Source organism: Nocardia sp. NPDC006982, assembly GCF_042869435.1.
GTDB lineage: Bacteria > Actinomycetota > Actinomycetes > Mycobacteriales > Mycobacteriaceae > Nocardia.
The window spans coordinates 177,725-204,650 of sequence record NZ_JBIAFV010000002.1; the positions used below are offsets into that span (position 1 = coordinate 177,725).

Sequence of the window (26,926 nt, forward strand, 5' to 3'; positions counted from 1 at the left end):
AGGGGTGCGGGCCCGCCCGGATGTGTGCGCTATTTCAGCTGATGCTCGCGGGCCGAGGAGATCGCCAGATAATCCCGGATCCGGTCCGCCAGATCAGCCGACCAATCCGGCGGCTGCGCGATCGCGGCCCACGCATCCAATACCAGGTTGCCGTAGTTGTGCCCATGTCCGTCGCTGACGCTCTGCGCCCTGGGCAGATCCGCGGCGACCTGCCAGAACGTGACGATCGGATACCACGCCATGCGCGAGGAAACATCGGGACCACGCGATTCGCGCAACCAATCGGGTTCGCTGAACAGCAGATCCGGCGACCACCAGACCACCGGATCGGAGGCGTGCTGCAGATAGGCGATGCGGGGTGGCAGCCAGTTGTCCCCAGGCTTCCACAGGTCGGCGCGGCTGTCGGAGAAGCGCACCACCAGTCCATCGGCGTAGGTCGGCAGGATCTCCGGTGTGCCCGGGTCGCGGCGGGCGGTGACTTCACTCCACAGCCGGTTGGAATTCGGCGGTCCGACCCACAGCACGCCGTCGGTCTTCGATCGAATGTCGGCCAGTCCGGTGAAAGCACCTTCGGAGCCTTGGGATCCCAGGCTCTCGCCATAGACGAGCAGTTTCGGCCGCGCGTCCGGCGGCCGGGCCGACCAGTGCTCATAAATCTTGTCGAAAACCAGCTTTCCCATCTGAGTGGCCTTGGCCTTATCGGACAGGAACGACAGCACGCTCGGCAGATAGGAGTACTGGGTCGCGGCGATCGCGGTGTCGCCGTTGTACATCAGCTCGATGGATTCGGCGCTGGACGAATCGACCCAGCCGGTGCCCGTTGTCGTGACGACCACCAGCACCTTGCGCTCGAATGCCTTTGTGCGCTCCAACTCCGCCGCGACCAATTCCGCCTGCGCCTCCGGTCCGTCGGCCGATTCCAATCCGGCGTAGACCCGAATCGGTTCGCGCGCGGGCTTTCCGGTGACCTGGCTGATATCGCCCGCGCTCGGCACGTACGAGACGAACCAGCGGCCCTCGGACCCGAGGGTGTCCCAGGCCGCCAGCGAATTCGGATTGCCGGAGCGCTCCGGCAGCTGCGGCTGTACGGCATTCGGCGAGGTGTTGCCATTGCGCACGCTGAAGGCCGAATTCGCCACGTCGAAAAAGACTTTGGTGAGCACGCCGTTGAACAGCAACACCATCGCGACGACCACGATGAGTACTCCGGTCGGCACGGCCAATTGGCGCGGAAAGTGGGCTCGCCTGATCAGCTCGAATGCGATCGAACGGACGAGCCGCCGCAGTATCCGGAACACCGCGATGACGATCGCGCCGACCAGCGCGCTCATACCGCCAGTGCGTAGGAACCCGGAGGTAGTGATGGGTTCCATGCCCATGAGCGCGGTGATTTCGCGCTGCCAGCGGGCCGATTCGATCAGCAGGAAAACAGCGACGCCGAGACAGGCGAACACAATCGTGGTCTTGACCGCACCGGACAGCCATTTCGGCCGCTTCGCCCACACCCGCGTGACCGCAGGCGGCAACTGAGCGACTTTGCGGCGCAACGGTTTCCGCAACCACTTGCGATAAATCCATTCGAACAGACAGCCTACGCCGTAGCCGATGGCTGCATTGATCCCGCTGACCAGCCCCTCGAACAGCCAATCCCGTGGCAGCAGCGAGGGTGTCAGCGACCAGCCGAAGAACACCGTGGCCACGATGAGGCCGACGTAATTCGGGTGGAAGAAACGCTCGACGGCGCCGACAAGCTTGCCGACGCCGTCCCGGCGCGAGCTCAGGCCCCGGAGGCGGTAGCGGAGCGTGACCACGGAGGGGACAGCGAACGCCGCAAATCCAGCCCTGCGTAGGACTGCCGAGACTTCACCAGCCTCCGGCGCGCTCAAACGGCACTGGCCCCGAACAGCTTCGGCAGCGTGCCCTCATGCGCCTCGCGCAGGTCGTCCAGGGTGATCGAGAACTGGCCCTGTACCTCGACGGAATCCGAGCCCTGATCGACCACACCGATGCGCATCCACGGCAATTCGCGTGCGGTGCACATCTTGGTGAAGCGAGTCTCCTCGGAGCGCGGTACCGCGACGAGCACCCGGCCCGCCGATTCGGAGAACAGCTGCACGAACGGATCCGAACCCTCGGGGAGCAGAATGCGGCAACCGGTTTCGCCGGCCAGCGCGGCCTCGATTACGGTCTGGATCAGGCCGCCCTCAGAAAGGTCGTGCGCCGCACTGATCATGCCGTCGCGCGAACCCGAGGTCAGCACCTCGGCGAGCAGCTGCTCGCGGGCGAAGTCGACCTTGGGCGGCACGCCGCCGAGATGGTCGTGGGCGACCTGCGACCAGATCGAGCCGCCGAATTCGTCGGCGGTCTCGCCGAGCAGGATCAGCGTCTCGCCCGGCTCCAGGCCGAGTCCGGTCGGGATGCGCCGGTGCACATCGTCGATGACGCCGAGCACGCCGACCACCGGGGTCGGCAGGATGGCGTCCTGACCGGTCTGGTTGTAGAAGCTGACATTGCCGCCGGTGACCGGAATGCCGAGGGCCACACAGCCGTCCGCGAGACCGCGCACCGCCTGCTGGAACTGCCACATGACGCCCGGATCCTCCGGGGAACCGAAGTTCAGGCAGTTGGTGACGGCTTTCGGCGTCGCGCCGGTGGTGGCCACATTGCGGTAGGCCTCGGCCAGTGCGAGCTGCGCGCCGGTGTAGGGGTCGAGCTTGGTGTAGCGGCCGGACGCGTCGGTGGCCAGCGCGATGCCGCGGCCGGTCTCCTCATCGATCCGGATGACACCCGCGTCGGCATGTTCGGCGAGCACGGTATTGCCGCGAACGTAGCGGTCGTACTGCTCGGTGATCCACCGGCGGCTGCACAGCTGCGGGCTGGCGACCATCTGCAATACGGTGGCGCGCAGTTCCTCCGGGGTCTTCGGCCGGGGCAGCGTGTCCGGGGTATCGGCGATGAGCGCGTCCTGGAAGTCCGGTCGCCGGACCGGGCGCTCGTACACGGGGCCCTGATGTGCGACGGTGCGCGGCGGCACATCGACAACGGTCTCGCCGTGCCAGCTGATCACCAGCCGGTCGCCCTCGGTGACCTCACCGATGACCGTGGCAAGCACATCCCACTTGTGGCAGACGGCCATGAACGCGTCCACGTTCTCCGGCGTGACCACCGCGCACATGCGCTCCTGCGATTCGCTGGAGAGCACCTCGGCCGGGGTCATACCCTTGGCGCGCAGCGGCACCTTGGTCAAGTCGATATGCATGCCGCCGTCGCCCGCCGCCGCGAGTTCTGAAGTGGCACAGGACAATCCGGCGCCGCCGAGGTCCTGGATGCCGACCACCAGCTTGGCCGCGTACAGCTCGAGACAGCACTCGATGAGCACCTTCTCGGCGAACGGGTCGCCGACCTGGACGCTCGGCAGCTTCTTGCGGCCGGTGCCGGACTCGTCACCGGAGAAGGTGTCCGAGGCGAGCACCGAGACGCCGCCGATGCCGTCGAGGCCGGTGCGCGCGCCGAACAGAATGATCTTGTTGCCCGCGCCGGAGGCGAAGGCCAGATGCAGATCCTCGACCCGCATGACACCGGCGCACAGCGCGTTGACCAGCGGATTGCCTTGGTAGGAGGCATCGAAAACGGTCTCGCCGCCGACATTCGGCAGGCCGAGCGAGTTGCCGTAGCCGCCGACACCGCGCACCACACCGTCGACCACGCGCCGGGTATCGGCCGCGTCCGCCGCACCAAAGCGCAGCTGGTCCATCACCGCGATGGGCCGCGCGCCCATGGCCATGATGTCGCGCACGATGCCGCCGACACCGGTGGCCGCACCCTGATACGGCTCCACATAGGAGGGGTGGTTGTGGCTCTCCACCTTGAAGGTGACCGCCCAGCCCTCGCCGATATCGACGACGCCCGCGTTCTCACCGATGCCCGCGAGCATCGCGGACTTCATCTCGTCGGTGGTGGTCTCGCCGAAGTAGCGCAGATGCACCTTCGAGGACTTGTAGGAGCAGTGCTCGCTCCACATCACCGAATACATCGCCAGTTCGGCGTCGGTCGGCCGACGGCCGAGGATTTCCTTGATCCGCGCGTACTCGTCGTCTTTGAGACCGAGCTCCTTGTACGGCTGCGGGGCGTCGGGAGTTGCTGCGGCTGCGCTGACGGTGTCGACCTGCGGAGTCACGGAGTACCAGGGTCCTTTCGGGCCGGAGCGCGAAGCTGGGGATTCGCCATGAAGTTTAGCCGTGGCCCTCGATGGGCAGCCGCTCGCATCGACCGGTCGTCCGGATCGTCGGTTTTCGGGCCCGGATGCCTCGGGTCGGCACACATCGCGCGAGCTCGCAACCGCTACGCTTTGGCCGTGAACGATCGATCGGGGGTTGCGGATCCGGCCGAGCAGCCCGTCACCACGCAGAACACTCGGCTCGAACTCGACTCGGATGTCTCGCCGCGATTCTCATTGTCGAACCCGCAGGTGCGCTGGCTGCTGATCGCCGTGGCGATGTTCGCCGTGTCGGCCATCGTCTCGCTGGTGGTGCACTGGTGGAACGGATACATCGATCTGCAGGTCTATCGCAACGGTGCGCGCGTCTGGCTCGACGACGGCGAGTTGTACGGACCGATGCCCCCGGTCGAGGGGATCGGACTGCCGTTCACCTATCCCCCGCTGGCCGCCCTGTTCTTCGCACCGCTCGCGCTGATGCCACTGCCGCTGGCCGAGGTGCTGGTGACCGCCACCTCGGTGCTCAGCCTCGGCATCACGCTCTGGCTGGTGCTCGCGCGGCTGCGCCCGAGCCTCGAGCGGCGGACCGTGCTGGCGCTGGTCATCGGTATGGTCGCGGTGGCGCAGACGTCCGAACCGATCCGGGCGACCTTCGGCTTCGGCCAGATCAATCTGGTGCTGATGGCCGCGATCACCATGGATTGCCTTGTCCGCAAACCGTTCTGGCCGCGCGGCATGCTCATCGGCATCGCGGTCTCGGTGAAATTGATTCCGGCCGGATATCTGCTGTACTTCCTGCTGCGCCGGGATTGGAAGGCGGCGGGCACGCTGATCGTCTCCGCGATCGTCGCGGTCGGACTCGGATTCCTGCTGTTCCCAAGCGATTCGGCCGAATACTGGTTCCACACCCTGGCCGATACCGGCCGCATCGGCCCGCCGTACTTCGCGGGCAATCAGTCGATCAAGGGCATGGCTTTCCGCCTCGGCGTCTCCGATTCCCTGGCCACCCTGATCTGGATCACCCTGTCGCTCATCGCGATTGCCCTCGCCGCGGTGTGGATGCGCCGCCTGCTCGAAGCGGGACAGCAGGTCGCCGCACTGATGGTGAACGCTGCCGCGGTACTGCTGGTTTCCCCGGTTTCCTGGTCGCACCACTGGGTTTGGATCGCCCCCGCCATCCTGGTCGCCGCCGACGCCATCGCACGCGGCACCCGCAATCGCTGGTTCATCGGCTCCGTCGCAGCCTTCACCGTCCTGTTCATGATCGGCCCCCAGTGGCTCCTGCCGCATTCGAAGGACCTGGAACTCGGCTGGGCCTGGTGGCAACAAATCATCGGCAGCAGTTACGTCCTCGCGACCCTGGCAGTGTTCGTGGTCGCCGTCGTCACCTACCACCCGCCGGCCACAACAGCGCCGGACAAATCCGCCACACCAACCTAGGCACCCGCCCATCGAGCGCAGTCAAATGGTCGCGAGCCTCGTCGAGGGCAGTCGAATGGTCGCTCAACACCCCGAACCCAACCACCATTTGACTACCCTCGACAAAGCACGCAACCACAGCCGGTGGACCGGGCCGGAAGCCACCTGACTGCGGGAGGTAAGCCGGGTACGGCACGCGACGCACCCAGCGCGGCCCGGAAAAGCCGCGGAACGGCACATCATCCAGGACGGCTCAAACCCCGAGATGTCGTTGCAGGACAACAGAACCCACCGCAGTCCACCCAACAATCGACCGTAGTCACATGGCGGCTCGCCCCTCGATCCCGACCACCATGTGACTACCGTCGACGGTAATCCGACGGGGCGGGGGTCAGGAAGGCGGCCAGGGCCGCGGCGTAGGCCGAAACGTCTTCGGCGCCCATCATTTCGCGGGCGGAGTGCATTGCCAGCTGGGGTGCGCCGACGTCGACGGTGGGCATGCCGGTGCGGGCGGCGGTCATCGGGCCGATGGTGGAGCCGCAGGGGAGATCGGCGCGGTGCACGTAGCGCTGCAGCGGGACCTCGGCTTGGGCGCAGGCCAGGGCGAAGGCACCCGCACCTGCGGCGTCGGTGGCGTAGCGCAGATTCTGGTTGACCTTGAGTACCGGGCCGCCGTTGACCTCGATGCGGTGGGCGGGCTCGTGCCGGTCCGGGTAATTGGGATGGGTCGCGTGCGCCATATCGCCGGAGGCGCAGACGGATCCGGCCAGGGCGGCCAGGTATTCGGCGCGGCCGCCACCGCGTGCGAGCACGATGCGCTCCAGCACCGTCGGCAGCAAATCGGACTGCGCGCCGCGATCGGACTGACTGCCGACCTCCTCGTGATCGAACATCGCCAAAACCGGAATGGCCGAACCTGGTTCCTCGAGCGCCGCGAGGAAGGCGTTCAATCCGGCGTAGCAGGTGCCCTGGTTGTCCAGGCGCGGCGCGCTCACCAGATCGCGATCGCGGCCCACCAACCGGCTCGGTGCCAGATCGTGGGTCATCAGCTCCCAGCCGAGCACCGCCTGCGGATCGACCTCGGCATATTCGGCGACGAAATCGAGGAACGAGCGCGGCTGCGCACCCAGACCCCAGATCGCATTGACATGTCGCTGCGGATCGAGCGTGACACCCCGGCGGTCCTCCGAAAGGTGGATGGCCAACTGCGGCACCCGCAGAATCGGTTCATCGATGCGAACCAGCTGGTCGCGCACCGCATTTCCGTCGCGCACGCTGAGCCGTCCGGAGATGCCGAGTTCCCGGTCCAGCCACGAATTCAGCCAGGCGCCGCCGTAGGGCTCCAGCCCGACCAGCTGCCAGCCGACGGCGGCCAGATCCGGATACTGCTTCACCCGCAGATTCGGACTGTCGGTATGCGCACCGACCACCCGGAACGGCGTCACACCGGCGGAATCGGCTGTCGCCCACGCCACCAGCGAGCCGCCGCGCACGACGTAATGGCGGCTCGGCCCATCCGATGGCCACGGCGCCGACTCCGCGAGCGGGGTGAAGCCGTGGGCGTCCAGTTCCCGCGCGACCGTCCGGCACACGTGGAACGGCGACGGTGAATCGTCGATGAAGGCGCACAGTCCGGCGGCCGTGGCTGCGGTAGTGGAAACGGGCATGCCTGCGATCCTATGCAGACGTCGCGCAGACCTCGAGATCCGTCTCGATCAGGCCCCGCACGCGCTCCTGCGCTTCGAGCGGTGGTTTGTCCGGGCTCGATAACATCGAGCTGGCAGTCCGCTAGCCCCGGCACATGGTCGACAGCCCGGTTCAACAATCCGTACGGATTGAAGTGATCGCGGTCGGAGTACCCTCACCGACACCCCGCCGTCGCTGCGGTGGCATGCCTCGGCGAAGTCCGCGGTTTCGTCGCCGGGAATCACCGCCGCGGCGGCGGAGTACAACTCTGTCCAGTCGTACTACTCGAATACCGGGGGCACCATAATGCGGTCTATTCGGAACATAACCGAAGGAATGGAAATTTACGCGCCCACACCGGCACAACCGGACATTCATAGGATTAATTCATCCGATGACTGAGGCTGTACCGATTTGAACTACTCCGCGGAAACGAGTTCGAGCAAACGCATCAGCTCGGCATAACGCCGCGCACCGATACGCGAACGCAGCTCCTGCTCCACGCGCTCCTCCTCGGCGCGCACCGCGTCGACCAGATCCGAACCGAGCCTGCTCAGGCCGATCAGGATGCGGCGGCGGTCGTCCTCGGCGGCCACCCGGAAAATCAGGCCGCGTTCGGCGAGTGCGTCGGCGTGCCTGGTCGCCGAGGACGGCGGTAGCTGTGACCTGGCCGCGAGCTCACTCATGGTGACCCCGAACTCGTTGGACAGATTCGACAGCATCGACCATTGATCGGCCGTCAGTTGCCTGGCGCACAGGGCGGCGTCGAGGTGATCCAGCCAACGCCGTTCCGCGGCACGCAGCGCACCATGCAGCGTGGAATATCCGCTTACAATGGTTGTCATTATTTCCTGCCTGCCATGAATTTCGCTCGAACGAGAAGAAGAGTACCGAATGTCAGCGTTCGGCGAGAGCCCAGACGGCACGATCGAGATCCTGAACATAGTTCCGATGCAGGGACCGGGCGGTATCGTCGCGGCGTCGTGCGATGCGGCGATTTCCCTCGCGGTCGACGAAATCAATGCTGGGGCCGGTTTTCTCGGTCGCGAAATTCGTACTACGAATATCGATGGCGGCCGGAATCCGCGCGAGGTCGCCGATGAGGTTTCCGCGCTGCTCGCCACCGGAATGGTGCACGCGATCACCGGCTGGCACACCTCGGCGGTGCGCTTGGCCGTCGCGCGAGCCAATGCCAGCCGGGTGCCCTACCTTTTCGCCACCGGACACGAGGGCCTCACCAATGAGCTACCCGGGGTGCTGATGCTCGGGGAACATCCGGCGGGTCAGACCCTGCCCGCCGTGCACTGGCTCGAGCGCGAACACGGTGTGCGCCGCTGGGCGATCATCGGCAACGACTACATCTGGCCGCGCGAATCGGCCAAGGCGGTGCGCCGCAGTCTGGCCGATCCGAGTGCCATCGTGCTGGAGCGATTCGTACCGCTCGGCGCACCGGACTTCGGTGAATTCCTCAGCGATCCCGCATTGGACCAAGCCGATGCCGTCATCATCCTGATGGTCGGCGCGGATGTCTCCCGCTTCAACCAGCAGTTCGCCGCCGCCGGACGCGCCGACACGCTGCTGCGTATCAGCCCGGCCGCCGACGAGAACGTCCTGCTGACCGGCGGTCCCGACGCCAACCACAACTTTTATGTGGCATCGAGCTTCTTCGTGGACCCGGACACCGACGACGGCCGCGACCGACTGGCTCGCTACCGCCGCCTACACGGCACCTTCGCACCCGCTCTGACCAGCTTCAGCAATATGAGCTACGAGGCGATCCACACCCTGCGCGCGATCGGCGAGACGGTCGGATCACTGGCCGTACCCGACGTGCACGCGTCCCTCGATCAGGGCGTACAACTCGAAACACCCGGCGGTTCCCGATCTTTCATCGGAAACCAGGCGCAGCAGCACGGCTACATCGCGCTGGCCGACGGCGTCGATTTCGACATCATCGCCCGGATCACTTGAGGTGACTTACCTGCCACGATGACCACGACGGAGCGAGTCTTACGAGCGACGTTCGCGGCCCGTCTCGCGTCCGCGCCGCAGGCGCGGCCATCGAACACAGCCGAGTGGCCGAAGCGCATGCGACGAAGTCGCGAGTCTCGGCCGCTAGCGACTGCTTGCAGGACGCTCGCAAGGATCACCCGCGCCCATCGAACGCTGCCGGACGCAGTCCGCCATCAGTCTCTTGCGCTTGGACGAGCGAATGCGAGGCCACCGCACACCCGGGGGCCCCGAACACGCCGCGCCAGACGCGCGGCCAAACTACACAGCGACCAGGGTGTCGAGTACCGAGAGGAACAGGCCGAGGCCGTCGTCGCTCGGGCCGGTCAGCGGCTCGGTGGCGTGTTCGGGATGCGGCATCAGGCCGACGATCCGGCCATCGGCCGAGGAAATGCCCGCGATATCGCGCTGGGACCCGTTCGGATTGTCGCCCGCGTAACGGAAGACCACCCGGCCCTCGCCCTCGAGTTCATCGAGCACGCTCTCCGACGCCTGGTAGCGACCCTCGGCGTTCTTGATCGGGATGAGGATCTGGGCGCCGGGCTCGAAGCGCGAGGTCCATGCGGTATTCGCGGTTTCGACGCGCAGCCATTCGTCACGGCAGACGAAGTGCAGACCCTCGTTGCGGGTCAGCGCACCGGGCAGCAGACCCGCCTCGCACAGCACCTGGAAACCGTTGCAGATGCCCAGGATCGGCAGACCCTTACCCGCGGCCTTGACGACCTCGCCCATCACCGGGGCGAACCGGGCGATGGCACCGGCACGCAGGTAGTCACCATAGGAGAAGCCACCCGGCACGACCACCGCGTCGACCTGCTTCAGATCGGCATCGGCATGCCACAGGCTGACCGCCTCGGCGCCCGCCAGTTTCACCGCCCGAGCGGCGTCGACATCGTCGAGCGTGCCCGGAAAAGTAATTACCCCGATCCGCGCGGTCATGACTGCGCCTCGCTGATGCTCGGCTCCGTCATGCCCGCAAGGGCGGCTGTGTTTTTGATTCGCTCGCTGCGCTCACTCATGCCGAGACCCGCACGACCTTCCAGTCCTCGATCACAGTGTTGGCGAGCAGCGCCTCGGCGATCTGTTCGAGCTCAGCGTCGCTGACACTGTCGTCGACATCGAGTTCGAATCGCTTGCCCTGCCGCACATCCGACACTCCGGCGAATCCCAGGCGCGGGAGCGCGCCGGCGATGGCCTGACCCTGCGGATCCAGGATCTCGGCCTTCGGCATCACCTCGACCACGACTCGTGCCACGCGTTGCTCCTCAGGTGGTGTTGGGGTTACCTGAGCAGCGTAGTTGTCCAGCTTGTCCGAGCTACGGTCGGGGTCGAGTCAAATAGCATGGCCCCATGCGCATAGCCCACTTCGGCCACTCCTGCATCCTCGTCGAATTGCACGGCAAGAAGGTGCTGTTCGATCCGGGCACCTTCTCGCACGGCTTCGAGGGCATTACCGGCCTGGACGCCATCGCCGTCACCCACCAGCATCCCGACCATATCGATCCGAGCCGGATCGAGGCGCTGCTCGACAACAACCCGGACGCGCGCCTGTTCAGTGATCCACAGACCGCACAGCAGCGCGGCGAGCCGTGGGAGCCGGTGCACGCGGGCAACGTGATCACCCTCGGTGATCTCCAGATCACCGGAGGCGGCGGCAGGCACGCGGTGATCCACCCCGAGATCCCGGTGATCGACAACACCGTCTTCCAACTCGGCACCCCGGACGATCCGGCCCAACTCGTGCACCCCGGCGACTCACTGTGGGTGCCACCGGTACCGGTCGGCGTCCTCGCGATTCCAGCATCCGCACCGTGGATGCGCATCAGCGAGGCCGTCGACTACCTGCGCGCAGTCGCTCCCCGCACCGCCTTCCCCATCCACTTCGGCATCATCCAACCCGAAGCCCAGGGCATCTACTTCGGCCGCCTATCCGAAATGGGCCCCACCACCACAGAATTCACCGTCATCCCCCCCGAGGCCCAGCGCGACCTCTAACTCCTGAACTGTTGATCACCATGTATCCCTGGCGGCAAATGTCGAGAGGGTCCGCCAAGGATGCATGGTGATCAGGTGTCCAACGCCTCTCAGCGGCCCTATTCGGCGTAGGTGGTGAGGAAGAGGGCCTCGGCGAGGGCCATGTGTTCGATTTCGGAGGGGGCGACGCTTTCGTTGGGGGCGTGGATCAGGCATTTGGGTTCTTCGACGCCCAGCAGCATGATCTCGGCGTGCGGGTAGGTGGCGGCGAAGACATTGCACAGCGGGATCGAGCCGCCCTGGCCCTGGGTCGTGGTCGGGCGGCCGTATGAGGCGGTGAGTGCGGCTTCCATGGCGGTGCGGGCGGGTCCGCCGCTGGCCGATCGGAACGGTGCGCCGGTCGACTCGGTTTCCACGGAGAGTTTTGCGCGCCACGGCGTATGCGCACGCAGGTGTGCGGTCAGCAGTTCCAGCGCCTGGTCGGGATCGGCGCCCGGCGGAATGCGCAGGTTGAGCCGGGCTCGCGCGGCGGGCTGGATGGCCGCCGCTGACCCGACCACCTTCGGCGCGTCGATGCCGAGCACCGTCAAAGCCGGTCGCGCCCAGAGCATATCGGCGACCGTGCCGTCACCGATGAGTTCGACGCCGCCGAGTACGCCTGCGTCCGCGCGGAATTGGTCCTCCGAGTACTGCACACCGGTCCAGCTCTGATAATTGGGCAGTCCGTCCACCGTGGTGTTGCCGTGTTCGTCGCGCAGGGAGGCGAGCAGGTGGACGAGCGCGGCGAGCGCATCGGGGGCAGGACCGCCGAACATGCCGGAATGCATTGGCCCGGCGAGGGTTTCGATGGTGACGACAACGTTCACGCTGCCGCGCAGAGTCTCGGTCAAGGTCGGCACCCCGATCGCGAAATTGCCGCAGTCGCCGATCAGAATCGCATCCGCGCGCAGAAGATCCGGATTGGCCTCGACGAATTGTTCGAGTCCGCCCGTGCCCTGCTCCTCGGAGCCCTCCGCGACCAGCGTCACCCCGAGCGGCAGTTCCGCGCCGAGGGCCCGCAGCGCGGTCAGGTGCATCACGATATTGCCCTTGCAGTCCGCACTGCCGCGCCCGTACCAGCGGCCGTCCTTCTCGGTCAGCTCCCAGACCGGCGTGCGCCAGGCATCGTCGTCGAGCGGCGGCTGCACGTCGTAGTGGCAGTAGAGCAATACCGTCGGCGCACCGTTCGGCGCGGGACGCGAGGCGATGACGGCCTTACTGCCGTCGGGAGTTTCGTGCAGACCCACCTTGGTAAGGCCCGCCCCGGCGAATGCGTCGGCCACCCACTGCGCGGTCCGGTCGCATTCCTCCAGCGGGAACTGTCGGGGATCGGCCACCGACTTGAACGAAACCAGTTGGGTGAGATCGGTTTTCGCCTGCGGCATCAGCGCGGCCACCCGCTGGCGCAGCGCCGCGGTGCGGGAGTCGTCGATCATCTGCGAAACCTCATTTCAGATCCGATCCGGCACAGAAGCGGCCGACCACGCGCCGCCCGCCAACTCTGGCATGAACCACTCGGTGCCCGCGGAGAACTCAGCCGACCGATCGGTCTGTGTCGTCCGGTTCGGAACACCGAAAATCCGGTCGCCGCTGTGACATGCTGAAACGTCGACGCTGGTTGCCACTGTTTTCGCAAACATCACGCGATCCATATTCGGAGGCGGTTCGATGACAGAAGGACTGGAGCCCGACGACCTATTCGCCCTGCCGGGCCTGCGCCGGTCGGCGCCGAAGGCCGGCTTTCCGATCAACGAGTTGTTCCCACAGGTCGCCTACGAGATCGTGCACGACGAGCTGATGCTCGACGGCGTCTCCCGGATGAATCTCGCGACGTTCTGCACCACCTGGGTGGACGACCAGGCGCGCAGGCTGATGAACGAATCCCTGGACAAGAACATCGTCGACAAGGACGAATACCCGCAGACCGCCGAATTGGAGCGCCGGTGCGTGCGGATGGTCGCCGATCTGTGGCATGCGCCGGATCCGGCAGGCACGCACGGCACCTCGACCACCGGCTCGAGCGAGGCCGCGATGCTCGGCGGTCTGGCCGCCAAATTCCGCTGGCGCAAGCGTGGCGGCACCGGAACCCCGAATTTCGTCTGCGGCCCGGTGCAGGTGTGCTGGGAAAAGTTCGCGCGCTATTTCGATGTGGAGATCCGCCAGATTCCGCTGCGCGGGGACCGGCTGACCATGCATCCCGACGATGTCGCCGCCTACTGCGATGCGCGCACCATCATGGTGGTGCCGACCTTCGGGCAGACCTACACCGGCCTGTTCGAGGATGTCGCCGAGATAAGCAAGGCGCTGGACCGGCTGCAGGAGGTCAGCGGCCTGGATATCCCCATCCATGTCGACGCCGCCAGCGGCGGATTCCTCGCGCCGTTCACCGCACCGGATCTGATCTGGGATTTCCGGCTGCCGCGCGTCAAATCGATCAATGCCTCCGGCCACAAGACCGGGCTCGCGCCGCTCGGCTCGGGCTGGGCGATCTGGCGCGAGGCCGCCGATCTACCCGAAGAGCTGATCTTCAATGTGGATTACCTCGGCGGCAGCATGGCCACCTTCAATCTCAACTTCTCCCGCCCCGGCGGGCAGGTGATCACCTCGTACTACGAATTCATCCGGCTCGGCCGCACCGGATACACCCGCCTGCAGTCCCAGCTCTACCACGTCGCCCAGCATCTGGCCGATGGCCTGCTGAAACTCGGGCCGTTCGAGATGATCCACGGCGGCGATCCACATCGGGGCATCGCGGCGGTGTCGTGGCGGCTGACCGAGGATGTCGGCTTCAATCTCTACGAGCTGTCGGATCGGCTACGGACCAGGGGGTGGTTGATCGCCGCGTATCCGCTGCCCGCCGACCGCGAGAACGAGACGATCATGCGCGCACTGGTCCGGCACGGGTTCAGCATCGATATGGCCGACCTGCTGCTCGCCGATATCGCGCGCAGTATGGCGCAACTGGAAAAGCATCCACAAGCCAAACCGCTCACCCGCGAGGAAGCGGGCGGATTCACGCATAACGCGACCGCGGCCGTACCGAGCGAGAAGGCCGAACCCGTCCGACCGAGCCGCGAATAGCGCTGGCGGAGCGCCGATTACGCCGCGCGCCGCCGCCCGGTCACGCCATTACGGGCGGCGGCGCCTCGTGCGGGCGGTGCCGACCACACCCCTGCACGGCTTCCGGCGGACCCGATCAGGCCGCCTTGACGGCGGCGAACGGCTCCCAGCGGTACACGTCGCTGGCGGCGCCGTGGAGCAAAGCGAGATCGACCGCGTCGCGCATCGCCTGCCGCGGTCCGGAACGGCCGAGCTGCGCGGCGGAAACGGCCAGCCGCAGCACACCGCCGCGACGCGCGGTCCTCGCCGCGCCGAGCACCAGCGCGCGACACCACCACGGCTCGGCGCGGAAACCCTCGCCCATGCCGTAGACCCGCGCCTTCTGGGCGATATTGCGCTCGAGATCGAGAATCGAGGTCAACCCGAGCGCGAGCCGGAAACCGGCCTCGGGCAGCGCCTCGATGGCGCCCGCAGAGGCATCCCAGCGCGGCGCCGCGAACAGCCGGGTGCGCAGATCCACCTGCTCGAGCACCCGATCCGCCGCGGTCAGCCGCAGGCGCGCCTCGTGCCGGGGCAGGGTGGCGAATTCGGCTCGGCGGCGCTTGGTCGCCGCCTGGTCGTAGCCGTGCAGCACGATCGCATCGCCGCGGGCCCGCCGACCGCGCAGCCACGACTGCGTCGCCGGATCTTCCAGCAGCCGGTAGCCACCCTTCAACCGGGGCGCGACCAGCAGCGAAAGCCGCACATCGCGGCGATCCATTTCGGCCGCGAATTCGATAGCCGCGTCCCGCGTGGTGTCCCGGATCCCGGAAATCGACACGATCAGCTCAGCGTTCATGGCCTTACGGTGCCAGCCGCAGATGTACTCGGCGTGCAGGGCGGATGACCCGCCGACGAACACTGCGTTCCGCCCGCGGCACATCTGCCCTAGGATCTCCGGCGTGAAGACAGCCCTGCTCAGTGCTCTGTCAGTTCCACTCCTGCTCATCGCACCGGCTACGGCGCTAGCCGATCCGGGCGACCCCCAGATCTTCAGTCAAGACGAAACATGCACGGCCACACAGGGATTCGTCAACCAGGTGCGCAGCAAGACTCCCGACGCGACGCCGGATCAGATCGCCGACGCCTACATCGCGATCATGGATGCGAACGGCGCATACCAGGGGATCGAGCAATTCCGCGACAGCGATCGCGCAACGTTCCTGGACAACATGCGTACCTGCGGCCTCTGACCACCACCGCTCCCAGTGCAGTACCTGCGCCCTCGGCACCCGGACAGCCGGTTCGAAGTCGGTGCCGAGGGTGTAGGCAAGCGGATGGGCGGAGGCGGCCATTTCGGCCTACCTCGATGACACCTTCGCAGCGCTGACCTCCGCCAGCTCACGACGCTGCTCGGCAAACTATTGGTACCCGCCGGTGAGCGGCCGGGGTGAACCGGCCGCGCACGGAAGCTACGCGTCGGCCAGGCCGAGGGTGTCGAGCACCCAGGCGTATTCGAAGGCGACTTCCTTCCACTTCTCGTAGCGGCCGCTGACACCGCCGTGGCCCGCGCTCATTTCGGTCTTGAGCAGCAGCGGTGTGTCGCCGGTCTTGGTGGCGCGCAGTTTGGCGACCCATTTGGCGGGTTCGACATAGAGCACGCGGGTGTCGTTGATGCTGGTGATGGCCAGAATGGCCGGGTAGTCCTTGGCCTCGATGTTCTCGTAGGGCGCGTAGGACTTCATGTAATCGTAGACGTCCTTGTCCGCCAATGGATTTCCCCACTCGTCCCATTCGATGACGGTGAGCGGCAGCGACGGGTCGAGGATCGAGGTGAGCGGGTCGACGAACGGTACGTTGGCCAGAATGCCCTTGAACAACTCGGGTGCCAGGTTCGCTACCGCACCCACCAGCAGGCCGCCCGCACTGCCGCCGTCGGCGATCACCCGGTCCGCGGAGGTTACGCCGGTATCGATGAGATGCCTTGCGCAGGAGACGAAATCGGTGAAGGTGTTCTTCTTGGTGAGCGTCTTGCCGTTCTCGTACCAGAGCCGCCCCATTTCACCGCCACCACGCACATGCGCCACCGCGAACACCATGCCGCGATCGAGCAGCGAAAGCCGCGATACCGAGAAGGACGGATCCATACTGGCCTCGTAGGAGCCGTATCCGTACAGCAGCAGCGGTTTCGGCCCCTCGGGCAGACCCTTCTTCCGCACCAGCGAGATCGGAATCCGGGTGCCGTCCGCGGCGATCGCCCAATCCCGGTGCTGCTCATAGTCGTTCGCGTCATAGCCGCCGAGCACCGGCTGCTCCTTGCGCAGCAGCAGCTCACCGGTGGCGGGCACATAGTCGAAGACCTGCATCGGCGTGATGAACGAGGTCAGCCCGATTCGCAGCGTCGGCTGCTCCCACTCCGGATTGGCACCGGAACCGACCGCGAAGAGTTCCAGATCGAATTCGAGTTCGCGCCGCTCGCCGTAGCCGGATTCGGTCAGCGGCCAAATAGCGACGCGGGTCAGGGCTTCGCGCCGGTAGCTCAGCACCAGATGACTGGCGAACGGATCGATATCCTCGAGCCGCACATCGTCGCGATGGCCGATCAGCAGCGTCATATTCGACGGATCCGATACCGGCGCCTCGGCGAGTACGAAGTTCTCGGCCTTCACCCCGTCCACGACATCGTTGTGCAGGATCAGGAAACGGTCCTCGCCGCCGACCACCGCGTGCTCGGCGGAGTACTCGACGCCATCGCGGCGCGCAATGATGACCCGGAAATCCCCTTCCGGATTATCGGACTCGAGCACCCAGCCCTCGGTGGTGATCTTGGAGCCGACCCAGATCATCAGGTACTTCTCCGAGCGCGTCGCGCCGATGCTCACCCAGTAGCGCTCATCGGGCTCGTGGAAGACCTTGACGTCGTCGTCCTTGCCCGTACCGAGCCGGTGCCGCCACACGGTGTCGGGCCGCCAGGATTCGTCGACCGTCTGATAGAAGACGTGCGTGCCGTCCAGCGACCAGGTCGCGCCGGGTGCGGTGCCCGCGATCTCGTCGGCGAGTACCTCGCCGGTGCGCAGATCTTTGAAGCGCAGCAGATAGCGCTCGTCACCGCTGGTGTCGACCGAGTACGCGAGCAGGTTGCCGTCATGGCTGACCGAGAACGCGCCCAGTGCGAAGAAGTCGTGGCCCTCGGCGACCTGGTTGCTGTCGAGCAGCACCTGCTCCCCGGGGATCTCGGTATCGACCTCGAGCTGCGGCGGGGTCCAGGCATCGATCCCTTCGGCCGTAGCTATTGCGATGGGACAACGGCAGTGCACGCCGTACTGCTTGCCCTCGAAGCTGCGCGAGTAGTACCAGTACTCGCCCATCCGGGTCGGCACCGACAGATCGGTCTCCTGGGTGCGCGACTTGATCTCGTCGAAGATCCTGTTCCGCAGTCCGCCGAGATGGGCGGTCTGCGCCTCGGTGTAGGCGTTCTCGGCCTCGAGGTAGGCGATGACCTCGGAGTTTTCCTTATCGCGGAGCCATTCGTACTCATCGATGAAGACATCGCCGTGGTGCACCCGCTCGGTGCGCACCGTCTTGGCGACCGGCGCCGTCACATCACCCGAACCGGCGAGCGTTCCGATTCCACTATCGAGAGCCATGGGCTCCACCCTACTGTTCGGGCTGCGCACCGCCCGCCGCTCGGAGGATCTCGTCGAGTACCGCGCCCGCCCGGTGCAGATCGGCCATGGCCTGGTCGATGCGGCGGCGCTCCTCGGCCAGCTTGTCCACCAGGAACGGTGTCGCCAGCTCGTTCGGTGTGCCGTCTTCGTCATGAATACACGGCAGCAGCTGGCTGACGGTATCGCTGCCGATGCCCGCGGCGAACATTTCGCGTATGCGCAGCACCCGGGCGACCGCAGACTCCGGATATTCGCGCTGACCACCGGCGGTGCGCTCGGATCCGAGCATGCCCTTGTCCTCGTAGTACCGCAGCGACCGGACGCTCACCCCGGTCCGCTCGGCCAGCTCGCCGATGCGCATATCCGTTCCGCCTTCCCGGACCTTTTGCCGACAACAAGCTTACTTGACCTCACATCGATGTCAGGTTTTATGGTGCCGTCATGCAGCTATTGAGCGAATACCGCAACCATGGTCTGGCTCTGCCCAATCGCATCGTCATGTCACCGATGACCCGGTTGCGCTCGCATCCGGACGGTTCGCCGACCGCCGATGTCGTCGACTACTACGCGCAGCGGGCAACGGCCGGACTGATCGTGACCGAGGGCATCTGGCCGCATACGACCGGCCAGAGCGAGGCCTGGGTGCCGGGCCTGCAGACGGGTCGCCATGTCGATGCCTGGCGGAAGGTCACCGATGCGGTGCACGCGGCGGGCGGGCGGATCGTCGCACAGTTGATGCACGGAGGCCGGAAGGGACATCCGTTGGCGCGGGTCGACGGCTCATGGCCTACCGGACCGTCGTCGGTGTTGGATGACGATCGGCCGCACCTGCTCGACGGCACCAAGGCCGATCCGATCACGCCGGGTGCGTACAGCCGTGCCGGAATCGCCGCGGTGGTCGAGCATTTCGCGGCAGCTGCGGCCAACGCGATCGCGGCGGGCTTCGACGGTGTCGAGATCCACGGCGCCAATAGCTATCTGCCGCACCAGTTCCTGGCCGATAACACCAATCTGCGCACCGATGAATTCGGCGGCTCGGTCGAGAACCGCATGCGCGCGCCGCTGGCCATCGTCGACGCGGTCGTCGGGGCCGTCGGATCGCACCGGACCGCTATTCGCCTGTCACCGGGCAACCCGCAGTTCAATATGTACGAGGCCGATCCGGCACCGCTGTACCGCACGCTGGTGGCCGAGTTGGATCGCCGCGACCTGGCCTATCTACATCTGACCGACAACGACGACTATCCCGCCCTGGCCGATCTGCGGCCGCGCTGGCACGGCACGCTCATCGCGAATATCGGTGAGAACCGCAAGCCGACCAGCGCGATCGATGCCGAGGCGGTGCTCGGGCAAGGGCTCGCCGATCTGGTGTCGTTCGGACGCGCTTTCATCGCCAATCCCGATCTGGTGGAACGTATTACGCACGATCTGCCGCTGGCTTCGATCCGCGAAGAGCTGCTCTACGGGCGCGAGGCGGCTGGGTACAGCGACTATCCGAGCTGGGATTTGCGCGAAACGCGGTGTGCCTGACGGTCCGGCCGCACGGCCGCGCAGCCCATTAGGCTCGCGGCCATGCGTGCTGTTCACCTGCTGGCCGTCATCGGGATGCTGTTCACCACAGCTGGAATCGGCGCGCTTGCACCGGCTTCCGCATGCGCGTGCGGCGGGGTCGCCAATCGGCCGGGTCACCTGGCGTCGGTGCGCGAGGAGACTGCGCTGGTCAGCTGGGACGGTCAGCGGGAGACCGTGCTCATGCGGCTCGCGCTGAAATCCGGCACCGATCAGGCGGCGCTGATCGTGCCGACACCGAAGCCCGCGACCGTCGCGGGTGGCTCCGCCGCGACCTTTGCCGAACTGGCGGGCTTGACCGCACCCAGGGTCATCACCCAGCGTCGATGGTTCGGCTCGGGTTCCAGCGACTCCGCGGGCCATGGCGCAATGAGCGCTGCCGGTGGCGGCCCGACCGTCCTCGACCGCGTGCAACTCGGCCCGCTGGAGGCGACCACCCTGTCCGGCGGCAACTTGGATGGCATTCGAAAGTGGCTGAGCGACAACGGCTACGAGATGCGCCCCGAGGTCGTCAGCACCCTGGAGCCGTATCTGCGCGAGAACTGGTCCTTCGTCGCTATGCGCCTCACCAGCGCCCAACCGCTCGACGGCGCAATAGATCCGGTGCGGCTGACCTTCGATTCGGATCGGTTCATCTATCCGATGCGCATGTCGAGTGCCGCCAAACAGGCCCAGTACGTGCACCTTTACGCGCTGAGCGAGCATCGCGTGCGACGCTCTGATCCCGATGCCACCGCACAGAGCGTGCACGTCGATTTCGCGGGCCGGGTCGCCACATCGGATCCAGAACTCGCGCCGGTGACGACGAATGGCCGCAACTACCTGACCGAACTGCGGATTTCGATCGATAGCCCTGCGGATATCCGCTCCGACTTCGCCTTCGAGGCCGATGCCAGCGATGCGGAGGTCTACCAGACGATCCACCGAACCGAGAACGTCGAACTATTCGGCGCGCCCGCGGGCATCGTCATTCTCGGCACGGTCTTCCTGGCCGCGATCGTCGTGGTGTTCGCCATCGTCCGCGTGCTGCGGGCCTGACCTCAGGCTCCGATCGCCGGACCGATGGTCGGCCAGGAGGCGTGCAGGGTGTCCTGCCAGTAGGACCAGGAGTGGGTTCCGGTCGGACTGTAATCGACCTCGGCTGGGATGCCGAGGGAACGCAGCCGCTGTTCGAACGAGATGACGCAGGTGTTCACGCCGACCTCGACTGGGCCACCGAGGACGATGTTCTCGCCCAGTTGGGGTTTGACCTCGGCCTCGTGCGGACCGGGTATACCGGTGCCGGTGGAGAGGTAGATCGTCTTGCCGCGCAAGCGATCCGCGAGCGCCGCCGCATCGTGTTCGGCCCAGGCCGGGCTGCCGGGACCGCCCCACATATTCACCGGGTCGCCGCCGCGGTTGGCGATGGAGAACATCACCGCGCCCATGGCGAGAGTTGTGTCGGGACAGGCGCTGTAGCCCGCGATCGCCCGGTACAACTCGGGATGGCGGGCGGCGAGGATGAAGGCCGCACTGCCGCCCATGGACAGACCGCCGATGGCATTGACACCATTGCCGTATCGGGCGTCGATGATCGGCGGCAACTCCTCGGTCAGGAAGGTTTCCCACTGGTAGCGGCCGAATTTGGGATCGTCGCGCTGCCAGTCGGTGTAGTAGCTGGCCTGGCCGCCGACCGGCAGCACCACATTGACGTTCTTACTTCGGAAGAAGGATTCGGCGTCGGTGGCATTGGTCCATGTGCTCTGGTTGATGCCCGGATCGAGGCCGTCCAACAGGTAGAAGGACGGATGCGAGCCGCCGCCCGCCGGGTGCAGAACCTCGACTTGAATGATCCGTCCCATCGATGGCGATTCGATGAACAGCGCCGAGCGCGTCGTGCTCAGTTCATCGATCCGATCGATCAGTGCGGCCGATGCCGTGGCCGGCTCGACGAGCATGGGTCCCATCAGTGCGGTCGCAAAGGCGAGCACCGCAACAGCAATCTTCGTTCGCCGCACGAACCTACCTCCATCACCGCATGACAATGGCCTTCAACGTAACTCACGTCGAGACGTTGGAGAAGAGATTCGTTATCCGGCGTTTCCGCGGCAAACCTTCCGGTAGGTAATAACTTTCACAGCGGTCACAGCCCGGCCCGGCGACGCCTCAGCGCTCGAGCGCGCCGCGGATCGAACTCGCCAGATAGTCCAGGTCAGCGCGGTGCGGACGGGTCGGCCGGCCACGTAATCCGAAGCCGTCACCCGGTGTCCGCGGGATGACGTGCAGGTGCACATGGAACACTTCCTGACCTGCGGTCACCCCGTCGGCCAAGAAGAAGTTGACGCCATCACACCCCACCTCGCTGTCCCGCAGCGCCCCCGCCAATTTCTGCGCCACCTGGAACAACTTCCCCCCGACCGCCGGATCCAATTCCGCCAGACTCCGTGCCGCCACCTTCGGCACCACGAGTAAGTGCCCCGGCGTCATGGGCCGAATATCCATGAACGCCACCACATCATCGTCCTCATACACCCGGCTGGCCTCGGCCCGCCCAGCCACAATGTCGGCAAAGATCGTGTACGGATTCACGCCGATCACTATGGCCGATCGCTAGAGGATCGGCGAGGGGGTGTAGCGAGCGGCGTCGGGGTACTGGTCCACCAACTTCTGGACGGCGGCGACCACATCGGAAACCTGGGCTTCGGCCGCGCCGATGAAGGCGGACTTATCGGCCAAGGCGGCATCCAATTCGGCGCGGTCCAAGGGGAAGCGGGAGTCGGCGGCCAGGCGGTCCAGCAGGTCGGGTTCGCGCCCCTGTTCGCGCATGGCGAGCGCGACCGCTACGGCGTGTTCCTTGATCACCTCGTGGGCGGTTTCGCGGCCCACCCCGGCGCGCACAGCGGCGATGAGCATGCGGGTGGTGGCGAGGAAGGGCAGGTAGCGGTCGAGTTCGCGGGAGATGACGGCCGGGTAGGCGCCGAATTCGGTGAGCACGGTGAGGAAGGTTTCGATCATGCCGTCGATGGCGAAGAAGGCGTCCGGCAGCGCGACACGACGCACCACCGAGCAGAAGACATCGCCCTCATTCCATTGCGCGCCAGCGAGTTCGGCGGCCATCGAGGCATAACCGCGCAGCACCACCTGCAGCCCGTTCACGCGCTCACAGGAGCGGGTGTTCATCTTGTGCGGCATCGCGGAGCTGCCGACCTGGCCGGGCTGGAAACCCTCGGTGACCAGCTCGTGGCCCGCCATCAGCCGGATGGTGTGCGCAAACGACGACGGACCCGCACCGACCTGCACGAGCGCCGACAGCACATCGTGATCGAGCGAGCGCGGATACACCTGGCCGACACTTGTCAGCACATTCGCGAAACCGAGATGCCGCGCGACCTGCTGCTCCAACGTCGCAAGCTTGGCCGAATCGCCGCCGAGCAGATCGAGCATGTCCTGCGCGGTGCCCATCGGACCCTTGATACCGCGCAGCGGGTAGCGGTCGATGAGCTCACGCAGGCGGGTCAGCGCGATCAGCAGCTCGTCGGCGGCGGAGGCGAACCGCTTACCGAGCGTGGTGGCCTGGGCGGCGACATTGTGCGAACGGCCCGCCATCACTCGCGCGTGGTACTCGGCGGCCCGCTCGGCCAACCGCGCCGCCACCGCGACACCGTGCGCGTGCACATGCTCGAGCGAGAGCCGGATCTGCAGCTGCTCCACATTCTCGGTGAGATCGCGGCTGGTCATGCCCTTGTGCACATGCTCGTGCCCGGCCAGCGCATTGAATTCCTCGATGCGCGCCTTCACGTCGTGGCGGGTGACCCGCTCACGCTCGGCGATCGAGGCGAGATCCACCTGATCGATGACCCGCTCGTAGTCGTCGATGACGCCGGCGGGCAGATCGATGCCGAGTTCGGACTGCGCCCGCAACACCTCCAGCCACAGCCGCCGCTCGAGCACGATCTTGTTCTCGGGCGACCAGAGATGCACCAACTCGGGGCTGGCGTATCGGGTGGCAAGGACGTTCGGGACGAGGCTCACGACTGCGCCTCGCTAGCGCTCGGCTCCGTCGTACGCCTGGGCGCTGTGCCTTTGGTTCGCTCGCTGCGCTCTCTCACGTCCAGTCAGTCTAGTGTCCGGAACCTGTCGACCTGCTGCGGCGTCGCGGGCGCGACGATATCGATGACCTCGAGCAACGCACCGCGCGCCATTCGCCTTGGCTCAGGGTCCATTTCGCTCAGCGCCGCCACCACGGCCCCGTCGACCACCGCGACCATCCTGCGCAACTGCTCCGCCCGAACCGCCCGATCGGAGCGGCGCAGCACATCGGCGAGCAGCTCGTCCAGCTGCGCCCTTAGTCGGAGCTGGACTTCCCGCAGTTCCGGATGCCGCGCCGAGGCCACCGATCGCTCATAGCGCGCGATGAGCTGCCCGCGTGCGCCCTCGTCGTTTCCGTCCGACCCCACCAGCAGGTCCAACACCAGGTCGACGGTCGCCTCCGCGCCGCGTCTGCGGTGGCTCACCTCGCCGACCCGGCGCCGCATCGCGTCCAGCTCCGCATTGCCGCTGAATTCGACCGCTCGCGCGATCAGATCATCGAGCGACTCGAAGTAGTACGTCGTCGACGCCAGCGGAAGGTCGGCGCGCGTTGCGACCGAGCGATGCCGCACCGCATCGAATCCGCCTTCGAGTAACAACTCGGCGGCGGCCGCTACCAAAGCCTGGCGACGCCGTTCGCCTTTCGGGGTCGTCGCGGTTATCACCGTGCCATCGTGCCAGTCATCATCAGCTCATCCGTGCGAAATCAGAGGAAACCCAAAGAGTGAAAGCCCAGCCATCGTTGTTTTACCGCATCTGCTCGTTCATGGTGCCGAACTGTGCAAACTTGTTGTCGGACAGCGTGATCAACCACGCAGATAATGACCCAGCCGAACGAGTGCCGCCTCGATGTCCGCGGTAGCTCCGGCGAAGGAGAACCGTACCGTCCGGTGCCCCGCCGCGGTATCGAAGTCGATTCCTGGGGCCAAGGCGACTCCGGTGTGGTCGAGCACCTCGGCACACCACTTCCGGGAATCGTCGGTGAGGTGGCCGATATCGGCGTAGGCGTAGAAGGCGCCGTCGGCCGGGGCCAGCTCGGTGATGCCGAGCTTGGGCAACCCCTCCAGCAGCAGTTGCCGATTCACCGCGTAGCGCCGGACGTGACCGTCGAGTTCCTCCTTGGCCTCGGCGCCGAACGCATGCAGCGCCGCGAACTGCGAGACCGCGGGCGGACACACGGTCATATTGGATGCGAGTCGCTGCAGCGCGGGTCGCAATCCGCTCGGCGCCAGCATCCAACCGAGCCGCCAGCCGGTCATCGAGAAGTATTTCGAGACCGAACCGATGACCACGGATTCGCGCGAGGTCTCCCAGGCCGATGATGTCCGGCCGCCGCTGAGGCCCTGGTAGGTGATGCCGTGGTAGATCTCGTCGGAGATCAGCAGGGTGTCATGCGCATCGCACCAGCGGGCCAGCGCGGCGAGCTCATCCGGATCGATCATGGTGCCGGTCGGGTTGGCCGGACTGGCCACGATCAGGCCCGCGGGCGGCTCCGGGAGCGCCTCCAGCATGGCGACCGTCGGCTGGAATCGAGTCTCCGCACCGCAATCGAGTTCGATGACGCGACAGCCAAGGGCGGTAAGGGAGTTCCGATAGGCCGGGTATCCGGGCCTGGCCACCACGACCGTGTCCCCGGCGTCGAATGCGGCCAGGAAGATGAGGGTGAACGCGCCGGAGGAGCCGGTCGTCACCACGACGTCATCGGGTTCGACGGCGTATCCGTAGGTATCGCGGTGGTGTTCGGCGATCGCCTCGCGCAGCGGCAGAATGCCGAATGTCTCTGTGTAGCCGAGTAATTCGGAATCAATCGCCGTCTTCGTCGCGCGCAGCACCGGGGCGGGTGCCGGCGTCGAGGGCTGCCCGGCCGCCAGCACCAGCACATCGCCGTGCGTCCTGGCCCGTTCCGCGGCAGCTTTCCAGACATCCATCACGTAGAAAGGTGGAATGGTCGACCGGCGAGATTCTCTGGACACCCGACGTACGGTAGACGGTCCCGCACGTCGGGTGTGCGCCGATGCTCGGCTTTTGCCGGACCGAAATGCGACCCACCCGTGGTTCGTCATGTGCGCGGCATGCGGCGCGGGTTATGGTCGGCGTTAATGCTTGACAAGGCGCGCCGTGCGCGGCTGGACCGAGTACCCGGGGTGGGTGGCATCGGTGTCATACCCCCCGATTGGCGTGCCAAGTTGCGGGAACGGCGCGAATCCGAATTGCGGGGGCGGGCGCGCGCGGTGCTCGGTGAGTGCATGGACGGCCTGGTCTGGCTGCGTCGGCAGCCACCGCCCGACCTGCACGCGCTGTGGGAGGACCGCCCCAAACCCGACTATCGCATGCTATTGCGCAAGCACCGGATCCTGATCGCGGGCGTCTGCGTCACGGCCGTATTCGCGGCCGCCGATTCCTCGGTCACCTGGAGCGTCACCGATCGCACGCCCGGCCCGGACGAAGCACAACGCGTCGCCTTCGCCTATCCACAGCAGATGCAGTCGACACCGCCGTCGGTGAAGCGCTATCTCAATGCCATCGCCAACGGCGAGCGCATCCGTGAGCAGGAGGTGGTCGCGGCGGCGGCCCGCACAACGCTGGAACGTGCCAAGGCCGAGGCGGCCGCGGCCGTGTCCGGTGAGTATCAGCCGTGGATGGCGGGCAGCGCGCCGGTCACGACGGGTTCGGTGCTGCCCGGCAGCACCGGCATGGTGTTACCCACGCGCGGCACCTTCACCTCCGGATTCGGTTCGCGCTGGGGCACTTTCCACAACGGCATCGATATCGCGGGGCCGATCGGCACCCCGATCTATGCCGTCGCCAGCGGCACCGTCATCGATGCGGGACCCGCGCAGGGATTCGGACTATGGGTGCGGATCCGGCACGATGACGGCAGCATCACCGTCTACGGTCATATGTACGACTTCTTCGTTTCGGTCGGCGAGCGCGTTCCGGCGGGTATGCAGATTGCTCGCATGGGAAACCGCGGTGACTCCACGGGACCGCATCTGCACTTCGAGGTCATCATCAACGGGCAGCACGTCGATCCGCAGCAATGGTTGGCGGTGCACGGACTCAGCTTCGGCTGATCCCGGACTAGCGTCAACTGGACCGAGACAGACAGCGTGACGCAACCACCACGGAGCGAGTCTTACGAGCGACCGTTCGCGGCCCGTCTCGCGTCCGAGTCGTCGAAGCCCCATCCCACCAATAGCGGGGGTCCTAGCAACCGCCCCCTCGAACCCCGGGGGCG

Annotated in this window: 23 protein-coding genes; 8 read left to right on the forward strand and 15 right to left on the reverse strand. The window is 66.3% G+C overall.

The genetic code is table 11. The features are described 5' to 3' along the window. Positions 1-29 precede the first annotated feature (29 nt). Complete coding sequence (locus ACFYOW_RS09815) at positions 30-1,811, reverse strand: alpha/beta hydrolase (protein ID WP_387286353.1); 1,782 nt, start codon at positions 1,809-1,811, stop codon at positions 30-32. Positions 1,812-1,882: 71 nt separating this feature from the next. Then, positions 1,883-4,177, reverse strand: a complete 2,295-nt coding sequence (gene purL / locus ACFYOW_RS09820) for a phosphoribosylformylglycinamidine synthase subunit PurL (RefSeq protein ID WP_387286355.1) — start codon at positions 4,175-4,177, stop codon at positions 1,883-1,885. Positions 4,178-4,354: 177 nt separating this feature from the next. Between purL and ACFYOW_RS09825 the strand changes: the two genes are divergently transcribed. Beyond that, entirely contained in the window at positions 4,355-5,656 is a 1,302-nt protein-coding gene (locus ACFYOW_RS09825; RefSeq protein ID WP_387286357.1) for a glycosyltransferase 87 family protein, read from the forward strand. Between the two features lie 338 nt (positions 5,657-5,994). Here the strand turns inward: ACFYOW_RS09825 and ACFYOW_RS09830 are convergent, their stop codons facing one another. Both ACFYOW_RS09830 and ACFYOW_RS09835 read right to left on the reverse strand, forming a co-directional pair. Continuing rightward, complete coding sequence (locus ACFYOW_RS09830; RefSeq protein WP_387286359.1) at positions 5,995-7,302, reverse strand: M18 family aminopeptidase; 1,308 nt, start codon at positions 7,300-7,302, stop codon at positions 5,995-5,997. Between the two features lie 438 nt (positions 7,303-7,740). Beyond that, entirely contained in the window at positions 7,741-8,166 is a 426-nt protein-coding gene (locus tag ACFYOW_RS09835) for a MarR family winged helix-turn-helix transcriptional regulator (RefSeq protein WP_387286361.1), read from the reverse strand. Between the two features lie 49 nt (positions 8,167-8,215). Here ACFYOW_RS09835 and ACFYOW_RS09840 point away from each other — a divergent pair, with 49 nt between their 5' ends. Beyond that, complete coding sequence (locus ACFYOW_RS09840) at positions 8,216-9,292, forward strand: substrate-binding domain-containing protein (protein WP_387286363.1); 1,077 nt, start codon at positions 8,216-8,218, stop codon at positions 9,290-9,292. A 300-nt stretch (positions 9,293-9,592) separates the two neighbouring features. On the opposite strand, the gene purQ is transcribed toward ACFYOW_RS09840, so the two are convergent. Together purQ and purS are read right to left on the reverse strand one after the other, a co-directional pair. Continuing rightward, positions 9,593-10,270 carry a phosphoribosylformylglycinamidine synthase subunit PurQ gene (gene purQ, locus ACFYOW_RS09845; RefSeq protein ID WP_387286365.1) on the reverse strand — a complete coding sequence of 226 codons (678 nt, stop codon included), beginning with the start codon at positions 10,268-10,270 and terminating at the stop codon, positions 9,593-9,595. A 76-nt stretch (positions 10,271-10,346) separates the two neighbouring features. Continuing rightward, the gene (gene purS / locus ACFYOW_RS09850) at positions 10,347-10,586 is read right to left on the reverse strand and encodes a phosphoribosylformylglycinamidine synthase subunit PurS (RefSeq protein ID WP_040686358.1); all 240 of its coding nucleotides are present in this window, start codon (positions 10,584-10,586) and stop codon (positions 10,347-10,349) included. A 95-nt stretch (positions 10,587-10,681) separates the two neighbouring features. On the opposite strand from purS, the gene ACFYOW_RS09855 reads away from it, so the two are divergent. Further along, the gene (locus tag ACFYOW_RS09855) at positions 10,682-11,326 is read left to right on the forward strand and encodes an MBL fold metallo-hydrolase (RefSeq protein ID WP_387286368.1); all 645 of its coding nucleotides are present in this window, start codon (positions 10,682-10,684) and stop codon (positions 11,324-11,326) included. Positions 11,327-11,424: 98 nt separating this feature from the next. On the opposite strand, the gene ACFYOW_RS09860 is transcribed toward ACFYOW_RS09855, so the two are convergent. Continuing rightward, the gene (locus ACFYOW_RS09860; RefSeq protein WP_387286370.1) at positions 11,425-12,780 is read right to left on the reverse strand and encodes a dipeptidase; all 1,356 of its coding nucleotides are present in this window, start codon (positions 12,778-12,780) and stop codon (positions 11,425-11,427) included. Between the two features lie 232 nt (positions 12,781-13,012). Between ACFYOW_RS09860 and ACFYOW_RS09865 the strand changes: the two genes are divergently transcribed. Then, a complete protein-coding gene (locus tag ACFYOW_RS09865) occupies positions 13,013-14,425 on the forward strand; it encodes a glutamate decarboxylase (RefSeq protein WP_387286372.1) in 1,413 nt (470 codons plus the stop codon). 115 nt (positions 14,426-14,540) lie between these two features. Here the strand turns inward: ACFYOW_RS09865 and ACFYOW_RS09870 are convergent, their stop codons facing one another. Continuing rightward, entirely contained in the window at positions 14,541-15,242 is a 702-nt protein-coding gene (locus ACFYOW_RS09870) for a DUF2334 domain-containing protein (RefSeq protein ID WP_387286374.1), read from the reverse strand. A gap of 103 nt (positions 15,243-15,345) precedes the next feature. Between ACFYOW_RS09870 and ACFYOW_RS09875 the strand changes: the two genes are divergently transcribed. Further along, positions 15,346-15,636 (forward strand): hypothetical protein, encoded by a 291-nt coding sequence (locus ACFYOW_RS09875; protein WP_387286375.1) that lies wholly within the window; start codon positions 15,346-15,348, stop codon positions 15,634-15,636. Positions 15,637-15,855: 219 nt separating this feature from the next. Here ACFYOW_RS09875 and ACFYOW_RS09880 read toward each other — a convergent pair whose 3' ends face one another. Next, positions 15,856-18,030 carry a S9 family peptidase gene (locus tag ACFYOW_RS09880; protein WP_387286377.1) on the reverse strand — a complete coding sequence of 725 codons (2,175 nt, stop codon included), beginning with the start codon at positions 18,028-18,030 and terminating at the stop codon, positions 15,856-15,858. 10 nt (positions 18,031-18,040) lie between these two features. After that, complete coding sequence (locus ACFYOW_RS09885; RefSeq protein WP_387286379.1) at positions 18,041-18,412, reverse strand: MerR family transcriptional regulator; 372 nt, start codon at positions 18,410-18,412, stop codon at positions 18,041-18,043. An 80-nt stretch (positions 18,413-18,492) separates the two neighbouring features. Here ACFYOW_RS09885 and ACFYOW_RS09890 point away from each other — a divergent pair, with 80 nt between their 5' ends. After that, positions 18,493-19,581 carry an alkene reductase gene (locus ACFYOW_RS09890; protein ID WP_387286381.1) on the forward strand — a complete coding sequence of 363 codons (1,089 nt, stop codon included), beginning with the start codon at positions 18,493-18,495 and terminating at the stop codon, positions 19,579-19,581. A 42-nt stretch (positions 19,582-19,623) separates the two neighbouring features. Beyond that, entirely contained in the window at positions 19,624-20,658 is a 1,035-nt protein-coding gene (locus tag ACFYOW_RS09895) for a DUF2330 domain-containing protein (RefSeq protein WP_387286383.1), read from the forward strand. Between the two features lie 2 nt (positions 20,659-20,660). On the opposite strand, the gene ACFYOW_RS09900 is transcribed toward ACFYOW_RS09895, so the two are convergent. The 5 genes from ACFYOW_RS09900 to ACFYOW_RS09920 all read right to left on the reverse strand — a co-directional run bounded on the left by ACFYOW_RS09900 (position 20,661) and on the right by ACFYOW_RS09920 (position 25,661). Then, the gene (locus tag ACFYOW_RS09900) at positions 20,661-21,617 is read right to left on the reverse strand and encodes an alpha/beta hydrolase (RefSeq protein ID WP_387286385.1); all 957 of its coding nucleotides are present in this window, start codon (positions 21,615-21,617) and stop codon (positions 20,661-20,663) included. A gap of 148 nt (positions 21,618-21,765) precedes the next feature. Then, positions 21,766-22,188, reverse strand: a complete 423-nt coding sequence (locus ACFYOW_RS09905) for an HIT family protein (RefSeq protein ID WP_387286387.1) — start codon at positions 22,186-22,188, stop codon at positions 21,766-21,768. Between the two features lie 21 nt (positions 22,189-22,209). Beyond that, positions 22,210-23,631, reverse strand: a complete 1,422-nt coding sequence (gene purB / locus ACFYOW_RS09910; RefSeq protein WP_387286389.1) for an adenylosuccinate lyase — start codon at positions 23,629-23,631, stop codon at positions 22,210-22,212. An 83-nt stretch (positions 23,632-23,714) separates the two neighbouring features. Then, entirely contained in the window at positions 23,715-24,353 is a 639-nt protein-coding gene (locus ACFYOW_RS09915; RefSeq protein ID WP_040686341.1) for a TetR/AcrR family transcriptional regulator, read from the reverse strand. Between the two features lie 141 nt (positions 24,354-24,494). Further along, positions 24,495-25,661, reverse strand: coding sequence for a pyridoxal phosphate-dependent aminotransferase (locus ACFYOW_RS09920; protein WP_387286392.1), 1,167 nt, complete (start codon positions 25,659-25,661; stop codon positions 24,495-24,497). Positions 25,662-25,787: 126 nt separating this feature from the next. On the opposite strand from ACFYOW_RS09920, the gene ACFYOW_RS09925 reads away from it, so the two are divergent. After that, entirely contained in the window at positions 25,788-26,762 is a 975-nt protein-coding gene (locus ACFYOW_RS09925; protein WP_387286394.1) for a M23 family metallopeptidase, read from the forward strand. Positions 26,763-26,926 lie beyond the last annotated feature (164 nt).

Excerpts from the sequence above, each read along its gene's own strand:
- ACFYOW_RS09865 (WP_387286372.1), top strand. The coding sequence starts at position 13,013 with ATGACAGAAGGACTGGAGCCCGACGACCTATTCGCCCTGCCGGGCCTG.
- ACFYOW_RS09835 (WP_387286361.1), bottom strand. The coding sequence starts at position 8,166 with ATGACAACCATTGTAAGCGGATATTCCACGCTGCATGGTGCGCTGCGT.
- ACFYOW_RS09925 (WP_387286394.1), top strand. The coding sequence starts at position 25,788 with ATGCTTGACAAGGCGCGCCGTGCGCGGCTGGACCGAGTACCCGGGGTG.
- ACFYOW_RS09880 (WP_387286377.1), bottom strand. The coding sequence starts at position 18,030 with ATGGCTCTCGATAGTGGAATCGGAACGCTCGCCGGTTCGGGTGATGTG.
- purQ (WP_387286365.1), bottom strand. The coding sequence starts at position 10,270 with ATGACCGCGCGGATCGGGGTAATTACTTTTCCGGGCACGCTCGACGAT.
- ACFYOW_RS09885 (WP_387286379.1), bottom strand. The coding sequence starts at position 18,412 with ATGCGCATCGGCGAGCTGGCCGAGCGGACCGGGGTGAGCGTCCGGTCG.
- ACFYOW_RS09870 (WP_387286374.1), bottom strand. The coding sequence starts at position 15,242 with ATGAACGCTGAGCTGATCGTGTCGATTTCCGGGATCCGGGACACCACG.
- ACFYOW_RS09830 (WP_387286359.1), bottom strand. The coding sequence starts at position 7,302 with ATGCCCGTTTCCACTACCGCAGCCACGGCCGCCGGACTGTGCGCCTTC.
- ACFYOW_RS09890 (WP_387286381.1), top strand. The coding sequence starts at position 18,493 with ATGCAGCTATTGAGCGAATACCGCAACCATGGTCTGGCTCTGCCCAAT.
- ACFYOW_RS09895 (WP_387286383.1), top strand. The coding sequence starts at position 19,624 with ATGCGTGCTGTTCACCTGCTGGCCGTCATCGGGATGCTGTTCACCACA.
- ACFYOW_RS09855 (WP_387286368.1), top strand. The coding sequence starts at position 10,682 with ATGCGCATAGCCCACTTCGGCCACTCCTGCATCCTCGTCGAATTGCAC.
- ACFYOW_RS09860 (WP_387286370.1), bottom strand. The coding sequence starts at position 12,780 with ATGATCGACGACTCCCGCACCGCGGCGCTGCGCCAGCGGGTGGCCGCG.
- ACFYOW_RS09840 (WP_387286363.1), top strand. The coding sequence starts at position 8,216 with ATGTCAGCGTTCGGCGAGAGCCCAGACGGCACGATCGAGATCCTGAAC.